This is a genomic window from Amycolatopsis sp. NPDC004772 (assembly GCF_053601215.1).
In genome coordinates, this window is the sequence record NZ_JBSGBK010000002.1 from 114,047 (window position 1) to 127,571 (window position 13,525).

A 13,525-nucleotide genomic window follows, 5' to 3' on the forward strand; every position below is an offset into this window, starting at 1 on the left:
CCCCCGAACCTGGGGGCGCTCGAACGCGCCCGCGGTTCAGACGCGAACGATCGTTTCTCTCGGTCATATGGAAGCGCTGCTGAATGGCGGCTACGCGTCGTACGACTCGGGTGCTTGGGCTTACCGCGGCGTTCTGTCGATCCCCGGTGTGTGGCGAGCGGCGACCCTGATTTCCGAGACCATCGCATCGCTTCCGCAGAAGGCGTATCGGGATACCGCCGATGGCGGCTCAGAGCTCCTCCGCTCGCTGTTGCTGGAACAGCCAGCGTATCCGCACTCCCGTGTTGACACCTGGTCGTCGATGGTTCTCGACCTGGTGATGAACGGCAACGCATTCGCCATCATCGCAAGCCGGGACGAGACCGGGACGCCTACGGGGATCATCCCTGTGCCGGCCTGTCAGGTCGGTGTCCGGCGGGACACCGACGGCCAGGTCTACTACAGCTACCGCGGCCGCAACGACTACACGCCATTCGACGTGCTCCACATCCGCGGCCCTCACGAGCCGGGAGCTTTGCGGGGTATGGGTGTTCTGGAACACCACATGCGGACGCTGAACCTCGCGGACAATCTGACGGAACAAGCTCAGGATCTCAGCAAGGGTGTCCCGAGCGGCATCCTGAAGTCGCTGAATCCGGACCTGACGCAGACAGAAGCCGACGATCTCAAGTCGAGGTGGCTGGACAGCCAGACCGGCCGGACCATCGCGGTCCTCAATGCCAGCACGGAGTTCGAGCCGCTGGCTTGGAATCCGACAGACGCTCAGCTTCTGGAGACTCGGAAGTTCTCGCTGACGGAGATTGCCCTCCTGTTCGGCATCCCGCCGCACTTCCTTGCGGCGGAAAGCGGATCCGGGACGTATACCAACGTCCAGCAAGAGGCCCTCAACCTGATCAAGTACTCGCTTCAGGGCTTCATCTCCCGCATCGAGCAGGCTCTGACCGCACTGATGCCGTACGGCGTCCGGGTCAAGCTCTCGCTTGATGCCCTCCTGCGGGCCGACACGCTCACCCGTTACCAGGCGCATTCTCTCGCGCTCACCTCCGGCTGGATCACGCCGAACGAAGTCCGCCGGATGGAAGACCTTCCTCCGCTGCCCGAGGGCGGTGACAAGCCCTTCCGGCAGGCAGCCCCTCCGCCGCCGGCATCAGACAATCCCGATGACTCGGGGGATCCAGGGAAGACACCATGACCGACCTCTACCGGGTTTCCCCGGATGACATCAAGATTCGCTCGGAATCCCAGGGAGGCGACGGCCGGACCGTCGTCGGCCGGGCCGTCCCGTACGGCGTCGACCAGGTCATCAATCGGTCCCTGACCGAGCGATTCCAGCTTGGTGCGTTCGGCCCGCAGATCGTGGCCGGCCATCGGGTGCCGTTCACCCGCGGGCACATGTCGCAGGGTGGCGTGCTCATCGGCAAGACGGTCCGGCTCGAAGAGCGCCAGGACGGCCTATACGGCGAGTGGCGAGTCTCCGCCACCCCTGCGGGTGACGAGACTCTTGAGCTCCTCCGGGATGGCGTCCTGGATCAGCTGTCCATCGGCTTCCGTGAACTCCCGGGTGGCACGCAGCAGTCGGGCGGCGTAGCCGTTCGCACGCGAGCCCACCTGATCGAAGTCTCCGTAGTCATGCGGGGCGCGTACGGCGAGAACGCCGTTGTCGAAGCTGTCCGGGCCGAAGAGCCCGCGACCCCCAACTTGGTTGCCGCGAGGAATGTTCTCGGCAATCTCCCGGTGCTCCCTATTTTCTGAGCCCGGTTTCTGAGGACACCCCGATTTAGCGGCACCCCTGATTAGCAGGCACCCCGCGCTTCCGGCACCTCCTCGCGAAATGACCCACATCCACCCTACCAATTAGGGGAATTCAAGCATGTCCAACGCATACCTCGTTGCCCTGCGCGCGAAGTACGACAAGGCCGCCGCCGATATCGAGGCCATCCAGACTCGCGCGGTCGACGAGAAGCGCGACCTCACCGAGGAAGAGCTTCGTTCGGTGACCGAGCTGGGCGACGCCGCCAAGGCCGTCGCGGAGCAGATCAAGCCGCTTCTGGAGATCGAGAACCGCAACGCTGAAGTGCTCGCCGCTACGGCGAACATCCTGCCGGCGACCCAGACCGCGACCACCGAGAAGCCGGAGACCCGTGCGGCTACTGGCACCACCTACACCCAGGACCGCGACCCGGGGCACTACCGCTCGGAGAAGGAAGGCGGTCAGCACTCGTTCTTCGGCGACCACTACCGCGCTCAGGTGCGCGGTGACCGCGAGTCCCTCCAGCGCCTCCAGGAGCACAGTCGCGCGGTGGTCCAGTCGGCCAACGCCGGTATCGTTCCGCCCCGCTGGCTGACTGACGAGTACATGGCGACCGCGCGTCAGAACCGCGTCGTTGCCGACCTGGTTCGACACCTGGACCTTGGCACCGACCCGCGCCCGCTGGTCCTCGGCAAGCAGACTGCCGGCACGGACCAGAACATCACGGACCAGACCGCGGAAGGCGCGAACAACGCCGGGTGGGGCACCGACCGGTACACCAGTGGCAGCGACACCCTGACGCCGACCACGAAGGCTGCCTACCAGGACATCAGCCGTCAGCTCCTGGACAGCTCGACGCCGGCGGTCGACTCGTTGATCTACGAGGACCTCCACTCCGCGTTCGACACCGTCGTCGAGGGCCTGGTGTGTGCGGCGATCCTCGCCGGCGGCACCGCGGCCGGCACGACCTTCGCGAACGAGGCCGCCTTCAAGGCCAACGCTGCGGCGATCGATGCTGTCATCGATGGTCAGATGGCCGTCGCCGCCGATCAGCGTGGCGTGGCGGACCTGGTCGTGATGAACTTCCGGCGCTTCGGTGCTTTCCGGAAGCTCAAGGACGGCAACAACCGTCCGTTGATGCCGGTGTCCCGGTACAACCCGCAGAACGCCAACGGCGCTGTCGGCAACTTCCTCGTGGGTGACATCGAGGGCGCCGACGCCGTCGGCACCGCGGGTGTCCCGACCGCTTACGCGGAGAAGTACGCCGTCCTCCGTCGCAACGCTGTGATCCTGGCGGAGTCGCCCATCAGCGATTTCACCTACGAGCAGGTCGGCGGCCCGTCGAACATCCGAGTCGGCATCTGGGGCTACGTCGGTGTTCTGGTCCGGAACCCGGGCTCCGTCTCGATCCAGACGGTTACCGCGGCCACCTGATCCCCGTAGTTCGTGGGCGCGGCTTCACGGCCGCGCCCCTGGCGGGGGCTGATGCCCCTTAGGAGTCCTAATGGCTTGGCCCCCAACACTGGCCGACCTCAAAGAGGAAATGAAGGTTCCGGACAACGTCACGGAGGACGATGTCAACCTGACGCGGGACCTTGAGGCGGCAATCGCCTTCGTGGTCCGCGTCCGGACGGATCTCGACTTCGGGACGTACCCGTTGCCGGACGCCAAGGTGCCCGACGCTGACACGGTCCTCGGCACGCTCCGGCTGGCTGTCCGATGGAACACCCGTCGGCGTTCGCCGGAGGCCCTCATTGACGCCGGCGAAATGGGGTCCGCTCGGGTGCCTTCGTTCGACCCGGACATCGATCGCTTGCTCTGTATCGGGAAGTACCGCGGGCCGGTGGTCGCATGAGCCTGGTCCGAGAAGCCGCTGATCTGCTTGAGATGACCCTCAAGGCTATTCCGAACCTCTGGGTTAGCCAGGACCCGACGGCCGTCGTACAGGGCACTACAGGGGCGGTAATCGCCCCTCCCACGGTGGATTGGCTGGCGTTCTGTCGCGAGCCCACGGGGTGCACGTTCACCGTGCACCTGGTCGTCCCCTTCGACCAGTACGCAACGGGCCGCTTGTACGACCTCGTTGAGCCAGTGGCGGAAGCGATCGAAAACGCCGACCCCGCCTTCGTGGTCACCAATGCTGCCCCGGGCCTGCTTCAGCAGGGCGGCTCGCAGCTTCCCACCTACGCGCTGACCGTCGAGGTTGGCCGCTGACCCGACCCCTGGAGGGTCTATGTCCTTGCAGGTTCGCCGGCTCAAGCTGATTACCTTGACGATCGGCGCTATCTCCGTCGAGTGCCAGCTGAACAGCTGGAATCTCGACCCCGGCACCAAAGACGGTGACCGGCTCTACACCTTCTGCCCCGACGGCGTTGCCATCGAAGAGACCGACAACGAGCCGACGCTCCAGCTGAAGCTGTACAGCGACTGGCGTTCTACCGGCTTCTCGGACTTCCTGTGGGCCAACCCGAACACCGTCGCGAACTTCACCCTGGACCACCACCCGGACATCGCCGCGGAGCACGTGCGGTGGACCGGCCAGGTGCTCATCAAGCCGGCGCCGGTCGGTGGCGACGCCCGGGACAACGAGGAAACCGAGATCACCCTTCAGGTGATCGGCGACCCGGTCTACGCGAGGGTGTGATCTGACCAATGGCTCGAAACTCAATCGTCGCACAGCAGATCACCCACGCCGGCACTACGCCGCTCGGTACTTCCCCGAACGCGGAAGGCGACATCATCGACACCGGATCCGCGGTGTTCCTCCTGGTGTCCAACACCGGCGCCGGGTCCGTCACGGTGACCGTGCAGTCTCAGGCCACCTTTGACGGCCTGGACGTCTCCGACCTCGCCGTGACCGTTCCGGCCGGCGGGTCGAAGGCAATCGGCCCTCTGGCGACTGTGACGTTCGGTTTCCCGAAGGGCAACGCGAACGCCGACAGGGCGTTCGTCGACTACACGGGAACGCTGACCGACATCAAGCGGTCGCTGCTCCACATCTGATTCACCCCTGATCGGCCCGCCCGGGCCCCGGAGTCGTAGCCGGGGCCCGAGGTCGGGTGTCTACGACCGAAAGGCAAAACCCATGATCGAGTTCATTCTCACCAACGACGCCGGCGACGAGCTGAAGCTGACGGCGAAGCCCCGCGATGTCCTGAACTGGGAGCGCACCACGAAGGGCGCGAAGTTCTCCGACTTCGAGAAGGGCGTTGCCCTCGAAGACCTCTACAAGGTCGCTTACCTCGCAGCCAAGCGCGCGTACCCCGACCTCCTGGCTGGCCGCACTCAGGCGGAATTCGAAGCTGAGTGGGATGTCCTGCCGACGGGTGCCGATGAGTCGGACCCTACCCCCGAGGGACGCTGACCTACACGGTAATCGCTCTCGCGGTTGCCACTGGAGTCGCTCCCTCAGAATGGGCAAAGCTTGACGAACGCGGTATCGCTACGGCCGTGAAGATCCTGGACGACCAGGAGAAGCAAATGCGTGGCAAGTCCTCGGAGCCGGGATATGGCTCGGGCTCAGGTAGCCCCCAATATTCCGGCTAGCTCAAGGACTACCAATGGCGAAGACGGCGCTAACCGTCACGGTCCGAATCGACGGTGCCCGCGAAATCCTGCGGGCTCTGTCGGTTATGGGCAAGGACGCACAGAACGCGATCCGCGACCACTCCCAGAAGATCGCGTCCAAGCTCGCCGTAAAGGTGCGAGCGGACGTCGCGGTGCACGGTGGTCCGCAGGGCGTCCTGGTCGCACAGACTGTCAAGGCCGTGCGCGACCGGGTGCCCGTCATCCAGGCCGGCGGCACGAAGCGACTGGGCCGGAATCGAGCACCCGCCTTCGGGTTGCTCTTCGGGTCCATCTTCGGCATGAGTGCCCGCTCGGGTTGGTTCTCAGCCCAGAAGTACGCCGGCAGTCACGGCGAACAGTACCGCCCCCACAGAGGGCAAGACGCATACGCATTCTTCCCGGTCATCGATAACTCAGGAGCCGAGATCTCCCGCGAGTGGATGGCCGCCGTTGACGAAGTTGTCCGCAAGTTCGGGGAGGGCTAATGGCTTCCGGTGAGCGGACAGTCAGGGTCAAGTTTGATGGCAGCAGCGAAGGGCTCGTCCGCGCAGCGGTCAAAGCCAAGGCCGCTATCAAGGCGTTGGCCGACGACCAGAAGCGGCGACAGAAGTCGCTTAGCGACATGGCAGCGAACGTCGGCAAGGGCGCTCAGTCCCTGCTAACTCTGGCCAAGAACGCCGCTACAGCGTCCGGCGCTCTCAATTTCCTGCCGGCCGCTGCGGGCGCAGTGTTCACCCTAGCGGGTGCGCTCCCGTTGGCCGTCTCCGGAGGGTTCGCGTTTGCCGGGGCGATGGTCGCCACGAAGCTTGGCGCGGACGGCGCCAAGCGGGCCTTCGAGCGGTTGACCCCAACCCTCAACACTCTGAAGTCGAATGTCTCTTCGAGCTTCGAGAGCTCGCTGAATCCCGCCGTAAACAACCTGAAGAGCACTCTCCCGAAGCTGACTTCTGGGTTCCAGCAAATCGCCACCGCGATCGGTGGAGTGGCCACCCGGGTTACCTCGATGCTGAAGTCGGCATCATCGGTCAGCGAGCTTCAGGAAATACTCTCCGGTACCGCCCGAATCATCAAGAACATCGGCAAGTTCCTCTCGCCGGTAATCTCCGCGTTCCTCCTCGTTGGCGCCGTCGCAATGCCCATTCTGGTCGACTTGACCAGTGGGGCCGAGCACGCCGGTATGGCGTTCCTTGCGTTCGTACAGAACGCCTCTGACACCGGGAACCTGGAGCAGTGGATCCACGGTGCACTAGACGCCTTCAAGCAGATCTTCGCGGTCATCAAGGATCTCGGTGCGATCGTCGCCAGTGTCTTCGGGGCGATCGAGGACGCCGGCGGAAGTTCCTTCGGATTCATCGGCGGGCTACTCAAGACCGTCCGTGAATTCCTGGATTCCGCCGAGGGTCACGAAACCCTGGTCGGTTTCTTCCAGGCGTTGAACCAGGTCGCCGCGGTAGTCTCACGGGTCCTCGGTGCCGCCCTGAAGGCTATCGGGCCGGCTATCCCGCCGATGGCCCAGGCGTTCGCTCAGCTGGCCACGACGATCGGTTCGATCCTGGTCCCGGTGATTAATTTTCTGGCGCCGGTCCTCCAGAATATCGCGAACTTCATCGCTCAAAATACGTCGTGGATCAACCCGCTGGTGATCGCGCTCGGCCTTTGGGCGGCGGCGCAATGGGCCCTGAATATCGCAATGGACGCCAACCCGATCGGGCTGGTCATTTTGGCGATTGCAGCCCTTATCGCGATCGTCGCCCTGGTGATTACTTATTGGGACCCGATCGCAGATTTCTTCGTAAATTTGTGGCAAATTGTCGTCGATGCCGTGACGACTGCCGCGAAATGGATATGGCAGCGACTCGTCGACGCCTATAATTTCGTCAAGGGTATATGGCAGGGCGTAACGGGGTTCTTCTCGGGCCTGTGGTCGTCGGTGACGTCTGGCGTGTCGCAGGCCACGAAATGGGTCGGCGACCGCTTCAGCGACGCCTGGAACTTCATCAAGGGCGTGTGGTCGAAAGTCGGCGAGTTCTTCTCCGGCATTTGGTCCGGAATCGGTAACGGCCTGAAGGGCGCCCTCAATGGTGCCATTCGATTGCTGAACGGTGCCATCAACAGCATCAACAACGTGACCGGTGTTGTCGGCATCCCTAGCATACCCAACATCCCGTATCTCGCAAAGGGCGGCACGGCTCAGGCGGGCCGTCCGTATGTCGTTGGCGAAAAGGGTCCAGAGCTATTCGTTCCCGGGCAAACCGGCCGGGTGGTTTCTAACGCCCAAAGCTTCGGCGGGGCATCGGATATCACGCTGAACCTCGACCTCGGGGAAGGCATTCGTCAGGTGGTCCAAGTCCACATCGACCAGAACAACCGCGCTACATGGCGCACCGTCAAGGCAGGAGGCCGCGCGTGACCGTCACCGCTACCTACCTGTCGGATCTCGGCCGCGTCCGGGTCGCCTTCACGGCGGCCCCGGCCGGCTCGGACTACGCGGTCATCGAGAAGTCCTTGGACGGGATCACCTGGACGACTGTCCGCGGCGGCGATGTTGTCCCGGTCGTCGGGAGCGCCGGCAAGCTCGACGACTACGAGTTCGACGCGGGCGTCTCGAATACCTACCGGGTGTCCTACGTCGACACCGGGCTTACTCCGACCTTCGTCGCAGCAGGCACCGCGGCCACCGGCAACAACGCGTCGGTCGTCCCCGGTGCCCCCGCGGGTCTAGCCGTCGGCGACTTGAAGCTGATCCTTGCCAGCATCCGGAACTCCGGAGCCGGCTCTGTGGTCACACCCGCCGGCTGGACGAAGGTTGCGGAGTCCGGGAACCTCGCGCTCCTGGCGCGGGTTCACCAGGCCGGCGACACCCCGCCCACGGTGACTTTCACTGGGGGCGTCGTCAACACCGACACCTTGGCGCAGATGGCTTGCTTCCGGAACTCCCAGGCTTTCCCGACGGACGTTCACGGCTTGCTCAACGGCAGTGCTCAAAACGTCCTGATGTCCTCGATCACCCAGATCGGACGCGGGATGATCCTGTACCTCGGGTGGAAGCAAGACGACTTCACGAGCTCGTCTACGCCGACGTTCGCAACGAAGATCGGTGATGTCTCCTCCACCGCCGGCGACGACGCGGGGATGTTCTGGGACTTCTTCTCGGAGCCCGACGGAAACGCCGGCCTCCCCTTCGGCGGCGACACAATCACCATCACCGGCGGGGCGGCGGCTATCAGTCGCTCTATCGTCGTGCAGTTTCCCGCTGTCGCCTACGCGGGACAGGAGACGGCGAGCATCACCCCGACGCTGACTAGCGCCTGGTTCAAGGTGCCCGCGCGGCCATCCCTGAACACCCCGGTCACGATCTCGTGGGACGGCACGATTAGCCGGCCTTCTCGGGCGGGGTTGTTTGAGGTTCTCGGGCGGACAGAGCCCGTCGCTGTGACTGACGTCCAGGGCTCTCGTCGGCTGACGCTGACGTTCATCACCCAGAGCGTCGAGGAGGCCAACGACCTCGACCGCCGACTGTCTTCGGGTGAGCCGGTGCTCATCCAGGCCCCGACGCCTAACGCGTCGGTCCCCACGCTGTACGCCATTCTCGGGGACATCACGCAAACCCGGCCGGCGAATACCGCTAAGCGCCGGTATTTCACCATCCCGCTGACCGAGGTGGCCGCTCCGGGCTCCACGGTCTACGCCGACACCTACACCTACGCGGACGTCGTCGCCGATTACGCGACCTACGCCGACGTGATTGCTGGCGTGGCGACGTACTCCGACCTGATTGACAAGATCTCCGACAACGAGGTGGTGGTTCCGTAATGCGTCCGGTGACGGATACATTCCTGGCCACCCTTCGCGGGGCTCACAGGGCTGTCTTCCGGGCGCGCGTTGTCGCGCCCGGACAGACCGGGGTTTCCCCTGTCGGCACCGAGATACCGATCATCGGCGGCGACGTCACATTCGACACCACGGCGGATGTGGCGTCCACCCTGGACCTGACGACCAACTTTGATTGGCCGGGTGCGCCGACGGATCTCGGGACCCCGTACGGCCAGGAAATCTACATAGAGCGCGGGGTGGAGTACGGCGGGGGCACCCGGGAATACGTCGGGCTCGGGTACTTCCGGATCGACACCGTCGAGCAGGACGACGCCCCCCGCGGGAACATCAAGATCACGGGTTCTGACCGAATGGCCAACGTCCGTGACGGACGGGCCCTTCAGCCCGTCCAGTATGGCGCGGGTGCCTCCGTCGGCGCGGTCCTCGATAACGCCATCGGCGCCGTGGTCCCCGGATTGGTGTCCGTCTACGACTGGAGTGCGTACTCGCAGACGCTCGGGTCGGACCACATCATGGACACCGACCGGCTGAAGTTCGTCAAGGACATCGTTGCCGCATACGGCAAAGTGGCCTACTTCGACTACGAGGGCCGCCTCCAGGTGAAGAGCCGACCGGATCCCAAGGCATCCCCGGTCTGGACGATCAACCACGGTCGTGACGGCGTCCTCGTCACTGCCAAGCGGCAGATCTCCCGCGACGGCGTCTACAACGCCGTCGTCGCATCCGGCGAACCAGTCGGCTCTGCGCCGGCTGTCCTGGGCATCGCCTACGACGTCGACCCGACCTCGCCGACGTACTTCAACGGGCCGTTTGGCCGGGTACCGATGTTCTACACATCGTCCTTCCTGACGACCAACGACCAGTGCTACGCGGCGGCTGTCGCCAAACTCCAGGCGGCTACAGGACTCCCGTACATCGTGACCCTCGGGGCGGTCCCTAATCCCGCCCTGGAGGGCTGGGACGTCGTGGCTGTGACGTACTCCGACACAGACAACGTCGAGACACACATCCTCGACCGGATCACCTACTCGCTGTCCGTTGACGGCGCCATGGGTATCGACACGAGAAAGCAGTTCCTATCGTGAAAGCCGGAGATATCGCCGCCTTGATGACGGCGGGGTTTGCCCCGCCGACAGGGCCGGAGGATGTGGCGTTTCACACCGGTCAGATTGTGACCTGGGACGACCTTTCCGGCGTGAACACCGTGACGGTCAACGGCGTCGTACTGTCCAACCTCAAGGTCGTTCAGTCCGGCATTGGGCTCTCCTACTTCGCGGGTGACGTCGTCGTCATCATGAGGAAGCAGACGCAATACTTCATCTTGGGCAAGGTCGGGTCACCCGGCGTCGGCGCTGCTAACCAGATCCAGTCCGCCACGATCTCGACGTTCGAATCAACGGCGGCCACCTCGTTCACCGACCTGGCCACGGTGGGCCCGTCGGTGACGGTGAATATCGGCTCGTCCCGTCGGTGTCTCCTGATCACGGGAGCCATCATTTACTGCACCGGCAACCCGGTGGGGCAGTTCATCGGCGGATCCATCGGAGCCCAGATTACTGGAGCCAGTGCGATCGGCCCCGGGTTTGGTGCACTGCAAAACGCGTTCTCGGCGAACGCTACCAGTGGCGCCGGTCTCCAAAACTACGCCACCCGGGTTTCACTGATCACAGCTGCGGACGGCCTCAATGCGGGCAGCAATACGTTCACGTGCAAGTACTACTCGCAATTGAGCTCCCCCACCTGTGGTTTCTCGGCCAGGAACATCACAGTCATCCCATTCTGAGAAGGGGCCCCAATGCCCGTCACCCCTACATACGGGTTCCGGTACCCTGCGGTCACCGACCCGCCGAACGTGCCGCTCGACATGCAAGAGCTCGCCACGGACATCGAGGCCAAGTTCGTGACGGTCGACGCAACCGTTGCGGCTACTAAGGTTCTTTCGAACACGCCGATCACGGCGAACTCTTCGAACACGTCGGGCACCACTAAGGTCATCTGGGTTTCCCGGACCGTGTCTTTGGTCAACGGCCTGAACTACCGGGTCGTCTTTGACACCGGATACGACGCAGCGGCGGCCTCAACGATCGTCTTCGAAATGCACTACATCGCCGGCGGTTCGGCCACCCTGACGGGGGCCACTAAGTTCTACGGGCGATACCAGCGAGCCCACACGGGCGGTGCCTTCCTGAATACGTCGGGGTCCAAGGTCTTTACCGCCCCGTCCACGGGCACGTTCACGATTATGGGCGCTCTGTGGAATGTCGACTCTTCGGTTTCGAAGACGAACGGCGGCACTCCGAACGCGACTGACAACAACGGCGTGTTCCTCATCGAGCAGGTCTGACCCGGGAGCGCATAGTGGACACACAAGAACCGGGGTTCCTGCTGAAGATGATCCTCGACAAGCTGGACTCGATCGACCGGAAAATTGACGGTCACTCCGAGAAGCTCGTGAGTCACGAAGTCCGGCTAGCCGCGGTCGAGAAGCGGCAGGACGAGCAGGCTACTGCGAAGTCCGAATCCTGGAAGCTCTGGGTTGGCCTCGCCATCGCGGTTATCTCCGCGGCCCTTTCCTGGCTTCTCCCGCTCATCACGAAGTAAGGACAGCTTATGGCTACCGCGCTCGACTACTCCGCGGGCCGGCCTTCGGCCGACGCGGTTGTGAAGGCCGGGCATTCCGGGGTGATCCGCTACATCGGCACCCCGGGTAGGACGAAGAACATCACGAAGACCGAATACGCCGACATGACCGCGAAGGGCGTCGGGGTCGCCCTCGTCTACGAGAACCACGCCGGCGACGCGGCCGGGGGGTTTGCAGCCGGCCAGACCGCCGCGCGTCTAGCGCGCGCGGACGCTGACAGCATCGGCTTTCCCTCGGACCGTCCGATCTACTTCGCGGTCGATTCCGACCAGGTCACCGCGGCCAACTTCGCCGCCGTGTCGGCTTATCTCGACGGGGCGGCTTCCGTCCTCGGCTCGATTGACCGGGTGGGCGTCTACGGCGAATACGACGTCATCGAAAAGAACGTCGGCCCCCACGCCCGCTACGGGTGGCAGACGGCCGCGTGGTCCGGCGGTAAGCGGTCCTCGAAGGCCGCCCTTTTCCAGCGCCTCGGACAGATCTACGTCGGCGGAATCCAGTCCGACGTGAACGACATTTTGGCCGCCGATTGGGGCCAGCACGACGCACAGGAGGATGACTTGCCCAGCGCACAGGAAGTTGCGGACGCGGTCTGGAACAAGGCCGTTCAGAACGCCCTAGACGGCGGGTGGTCGTCCGCATCAGACCTCCTGCGGTTCGGTCACTTCGAAGCCGGCCGCGGGCGGCGGGAACTCAACCCCAAGGTCGACAACGTCGGCAAGGCGCTGACCGACCTCGCCCTGAAGGTGGCCGCCCAGCAGAGTGTCCCCGTGGTGGACCTGGTGGCCGGCGTCGTGGCCGGGCTGTCCCCGGTCGTCACCGCGGCCCTGGCTGACGTGGAGGGCCTCGACGAGGACGCCGTTGCCTCGAAGCTGGCGGCTAACCTCGCCGCTCGGTTGGTGGCCTGATGTACCGCTACATCAAGGCCCTGGCCGGCCTGGTCGGCAGTGTGACCCCGTGGACCGTCGTCGGCATCCTGACGGTCCTTCACGTCCACGTGGACGCCACCCAGGTCGTCACGGTGGCCGCCCTCGCGTCGCCCGTCCTCGGCTTCCTGGCTACCGTCCTGGCGCCGAAGAACGCGGAAAAGAAGGCGGCTGAGGATGCCGCCGCCGGCGAACTGGCCGAGAAGGCAGACGCCACCCTCGACGCGATCGTTCAGAAGCTCTCTGAGAAGCCTCAGCCGTTCCCTCAGCCTCCGACCCCCTGAGACAGCAAACGCCCCCTACCTAGCCACTCAAGGCCGGGTAGGGGGCTTTTCTGCGTTTCAGCGGCCTAGGAACTCGACCTTCACCCCGCGGTCGCTCAACGAGCTAACCATTGACTGAAGTGCGGTCACGTCGCGGGTGAGCCGATCGGCCGGCGGGAACCACACTGTGTCCCCGCTTTCCACCCGGTCGAGTAGCCGCTTGAACTCCGGCCCCGGCACCTGCGAGGATCTCGGGGCCATCTCTTCGAAGATCTCGGAACACTGCTCCGGCATCTGCGACTTGATCGCCCTGTCCGCCGGCGGGTTGTCCGCCCACCGGGTGTAACCGTAGACAGCCATTGCGGTCACTTACCCTGCTGCTGCTTTCGCAGCTTGCGCTGGTACAGGCGGTCACCGAGCGATCCCGGGCGGTACCCGCTGACGGGGAGGCCCTGGGCCCGAGCTTGCTCCACCATGACGTGGGTCTGGATGGCGATGTTGCGTCGTTTCTTCCTGCCGAACACGGGATCCTCCCTGGTGTAGG

General features: G+C 64.4%; 19 protein-coding genes. 17 read left to right on the top strand and 2 right to left on the bottom strand.

The annotated features are described in order from the left end of the window. The first annotated feature begins 67 nt into the window (after nt 1-67). The 17 genes from ACWEF6_RS01895 (at nt 68) to ACWEF6_RS01975 (ending at nt 13,002) form a co-directional block, all read left to right on the top strand. Nucleotides 68-1,192, top strand: coding sequence for a phage portal protein (locus ACWEF6_RS01895; protein WP_449681144.1), 1,125 nt, complete (start codon nt 68-70; stop codon nt 1,190-1,192). After that, nucleotides 1,189-1,752 carry an HK97 family phage prohead protease gene (locus ACWEF6_RS01900; protein ID WP_449681145.1) on the top strand — a complete coding sequence of 188 codons (564 nt, stop codon included), beginning with the start codon at nt 1,189-1,191 and terminating at the stop codon, nt 1,750-1,752. The genes ACWEF6_RS01895 and ACWEF6_RS01900 overlap by 4 nt, the downstream gene beginning before the upstream one ends. A gap of 118 nt (nt 1,753-1,870) precedes the next feature. Beyond that, nucleotides 1,871-3,184 carry a phage major capsid protein gene (locus ACWEF6_RS01905; RefSeq protein ID WP_449681146.1) on the top strand — a complete coding sequence of 438 codons (1,314 nt, stop codon included), beginning with the start codon at nt 1,871-1,873 and terminating at the stop codon, nt 3,182-3,184. 70 nt (nt 3,185-3,254) lie between these two features. Continuing rightward, entirely contained in the window at nt 3,255-3,605 is a 351-nt protein-coding gene (locus ACWEF6_RS01910; protein ID WP_449681147.1) for a hypothetical protein, read from the top strand. Further along, complete coding sequence (locus ACWEF6_RS01915) at nt 3,602-3,964, top strand: hypothetical protein (protein ID WP_449681148.1); 363 nt, start codon at nt 3,602-3,604, stop codon at nt 3,962-3,964. The genes ACWEF6_RS01910 and ACWEF6_RS01915 overlap by 4 nt, the downstream gene beginning before the upstream one ends. Nucleotides 3,965-4,019: 55 nt before the next feature. Then, nucleotides 4,020-4,394: a hypothetical protein gene (locus ACWEF6_RS01920; RefSeq protein WP_449681149.1), complete on the top strand. Its 375-nt coding sequence runs from the start codon at nt 4,020-4,022 to the stop codon at nt 4,392-4,394. 8 nt (nt 4,395-4,402) lie between these two features. Further along, the gene (locus tag ACWEF6_RS01925) at nt 4,403-4,753 is read left to right on the top strand and encodes a hypothetical protein (protein ID WP_449681150.1); all 351 of its coding nucleotides are present in this window, start codon (nt 4,403-4,405) and stop codon (nt 4,751-4,753) included. An 82-nt stretch (nt 4,754-4,835) separates the two neighbouring features. After that, the gene (locus tag ACWEF6_RS01930) at nt 4,836-5,114 is read left to right on the top strand and encodes a hypothetical protein (RefSeq protein WP_449681151.1); all 279 of its coding nucleotides are present in this window, start codon (nt 4,836-4,838) and stop codon (nt 5,112-5,114) included. A 196-nt stretch (nt 5,115-5,310) separates the two neighbouring features. Beyond that, nucleotides 5,311-5,802, top strand: coding sequence for a hypothetical protein (locus ACWEF6_RS01935; RefSeq protein ID WP_449681152.1), 492 nt, complete (start codon nt 5,311-5,313; stop codon nt 5,800-5,802). Next, nucleotides 5,802-7,727, top strand: coding sequence for a phage tail protein (locus ACWEF6_RS01940; RefSeq protein ID WP_449681153.1), 1,926 nt, complete (start codon nt 5,802-5,804; stop codon nt 7,725-7,727). Before ACWEF6_RS01935 ends, ACWEF6_RS01940 begins: the two co-directional genes overlap by 1 nt. Next, entirely contained in the window at nt 7,724-9,130 is a 1,407-nt protein-coding gene (locus tag ACWEF6_RS01945) for a hypothetical protein (protein ID WP_449681154.1), read from the top strand. The genes ACWEF6_RS01940 and ACWEF6_RS01945 overlap by 4 nt, the downstream gene beginning before the upstream one ends. 8 nt (nt 9,131-9,138) lie before the next feature. Continuing rightward, nucleotides 9,139-10,236 (top strand): DUF5047 domain-containing protein, encoded by a 1,098-nt coding sequence (locus tag ACWEF6_RS01950; RefSeq protein ID WP_449681155.1) that lies wholly within the window; start codon nt 9,139-9,141, stop codon nt 10,234-10,236. Next, entirely contained in the window at nt 10,233-10,934 is a 702-nt protein-coding gene (locus tag ACWEF6_RS01955) for a hypothetical protein (protein ID WP_449681156.1), read from the top strand. The genes ACWEF6_RS01950 and ACWEF6_RS01955 overlap by 4 nt, the downstream gene beginning before the upstream one ends. A gap of 12 nt (nt 10,935-10,946) precedes the next feature. Continuing rightward, nucleotides 10,947-11,495 (top strand): hypothetical protein, encoded by a 549-nt coding sequence (locus ACWEF6_RS01960; RefSeq protein WP_449681157.1) that lies wholly within the window; start codon nt 10,947-10,949, stop codon nt 11,493-11,495. A 14-nt stretch (nt 11,496-11,509) separates the two neighbouring features. Beyond that, the gene (locus ACWEF6_RS01965) at nt 11,510-11,752 is read left to right on the top strand and encodes a hypothetical protein (RefSeq protein ID WP_449681158.1); all 243 of its coding nucleotides are present in this window, start codon (nt 11,510-11,512) and stop codon (nt 11,750-11,752) included. Between the two features lie 9 nt (nt 11,753-11,761). Beyond that, nucleotides 11,762-12,700, top strand: coding sequence for a glycoside hydrolase domain-containing protein (locus tag ACWEF6_RS01970; RefSeq protein ID WP_449681159.1), 939 nt, complete (start codon nt 11,762-11,764; stop codon nt 12,698-12,700). Beyond that, the gene (locus ACWEF6_RS01975) at nt 12,700-13,002 is read left to right on the top strand and encodes a hypothetical protein (RefSeq protein ID WP_449681160.1); all 303 of its coding nucleotides are present in this window, start codon (nt 12,700-12,702) and stop codon (nt 13,000-13,002) included. Before ACWEF6_RS01970 ends, ACWEF6_RS01975 begins: the two co-directional genes overlap by 1 nt. 57 nt (nt 13,003-13,059) lie before the next feature. Here ACWEF6_RS01975 and ACWEF6_RS01980 read toward each other — a convergent pair whose 3' ends face one another. Together ACWEF6_RS01980 and ACWEF6_RS01985 are read right to left on the bottom strand one after the other, a co-directional pair. Continuing rightward, nucleotides 13,060-13,341, bottom strand: coding sequence for a recombinase family protein (locus tag ACWEF6_RS01980; RefSeq protein ID WP_449681161.1), 282 nt, complete (start codon nt 13,339-13,341; stop codon nt 13,060-13,062). Between the two features lie 5 nt (nt 13,342-13,346). Continuing rightward, nucleotides 13,347-13,505, bottom strand: coding sequence for a hypothetical protein (locus tag ACWEF6_RS01985; protein WP_449681162.1), 159 nt, complete (start codon nt 13,503-13,505; stop codon nt 13,347-13,349). Between the last annotated feature and the right edge of the window lie 20 nt (nt 13,506-13,525).

Bases quoted from the DNA above. Each gene is read 5' to 3' on its own strand.
- ACWEF6_RS01915 (WP_449681148.1), top strand. From the start codon at position 3,602: ATGAGCCTGGTCCGAGAAGCCGCTGATCTGCTTGAGATGACCCTCAAG.
- ACWEF6_RS01960 (WP_449681157.1), top strand. From the start codon at position 10,947: ATGCCCGTCACCCCTACATACGGGTTCCGGTACCCTGCGGTCACCGAC.
- ACWEF6_RS01975 (WP_449681160.1), top strand. From the start codon at position 12,700: ATGTACCGCTACATCAAGGCCCTGGCCGGCCTGGTCGGCAGTGTGACC.
- ACWEF6_RS01970 (WP_449681159.1), top strand. From the start codon at position 11,762: ATGGCTACCGCGCTCGACTACTCCGCGGGCCGGCCTTCGGCCGACGCG.
- ACWEF6_RS01930 (WP_449681151.1), top strand. From the start codon at position 4,836: ATGATCGAGTTCATTCTCACCAACGACGCCGGCGACGAGCTGAAGCTG.
- ACWEF6_RS01900 (WP_449681145.1), top strand. From the start codon at position 1,189: ATGACCGACCTCTACCGGGTTTCCCCGGATGACATCAAGATTCGCTCG.
- ACWEF6_RS01980 (WP_449681161.1), bottom strand. From the start codon at position 13,341: ATGGCTGTCTACGGTTACACCCGGTGGGCGGACAACCCGCCGGCGGAC.
- ACWEF6_RS01935 (WP_449681152.1), top strand. From the start codon at position 5,311: ATGGCGAAGACGGCGCTAACCGTCACGGTCCGAATCGACGGTGCCCGC.
- ACWEF6_RS01925 (WP_449681150.1), top strand. From the start codon at position 4,403: ATGGCTCGAAACTCAATCGTCGCACAGCAGATCACCCACGCCGGCACT.
- ACWEF6_RS01940 (WP_449681153.1), top strand. From the start codon at position 5,802: ATGGCTTCCGGTGAGCGGACAGTCAGGGTCAAGTTTGATGGCAGCAGC.
- ACWEF6_RS01895 (WP_449681144.1), top strand. From the start codon at position 68: ATGGAAGCGCTGCTGAATGGCGGCTACGCGTCGTACGACTCGGGTGCT.
- ACWEF6_RS01910 (WP_449681147.1), top strand. From the start codon at position 3,255: ATGGCTTGGCCCCCAACACTGGCCGACCTCAAAGAGGAAATGAAGGTT.
- ACWEF6_RS01905 (WP_449681146.1), top strand. From the start codon at position 1,871: ATGTCCAACGCATACCTCGTTGCCCTGCGCGCGAAGTACGACAAGGCC.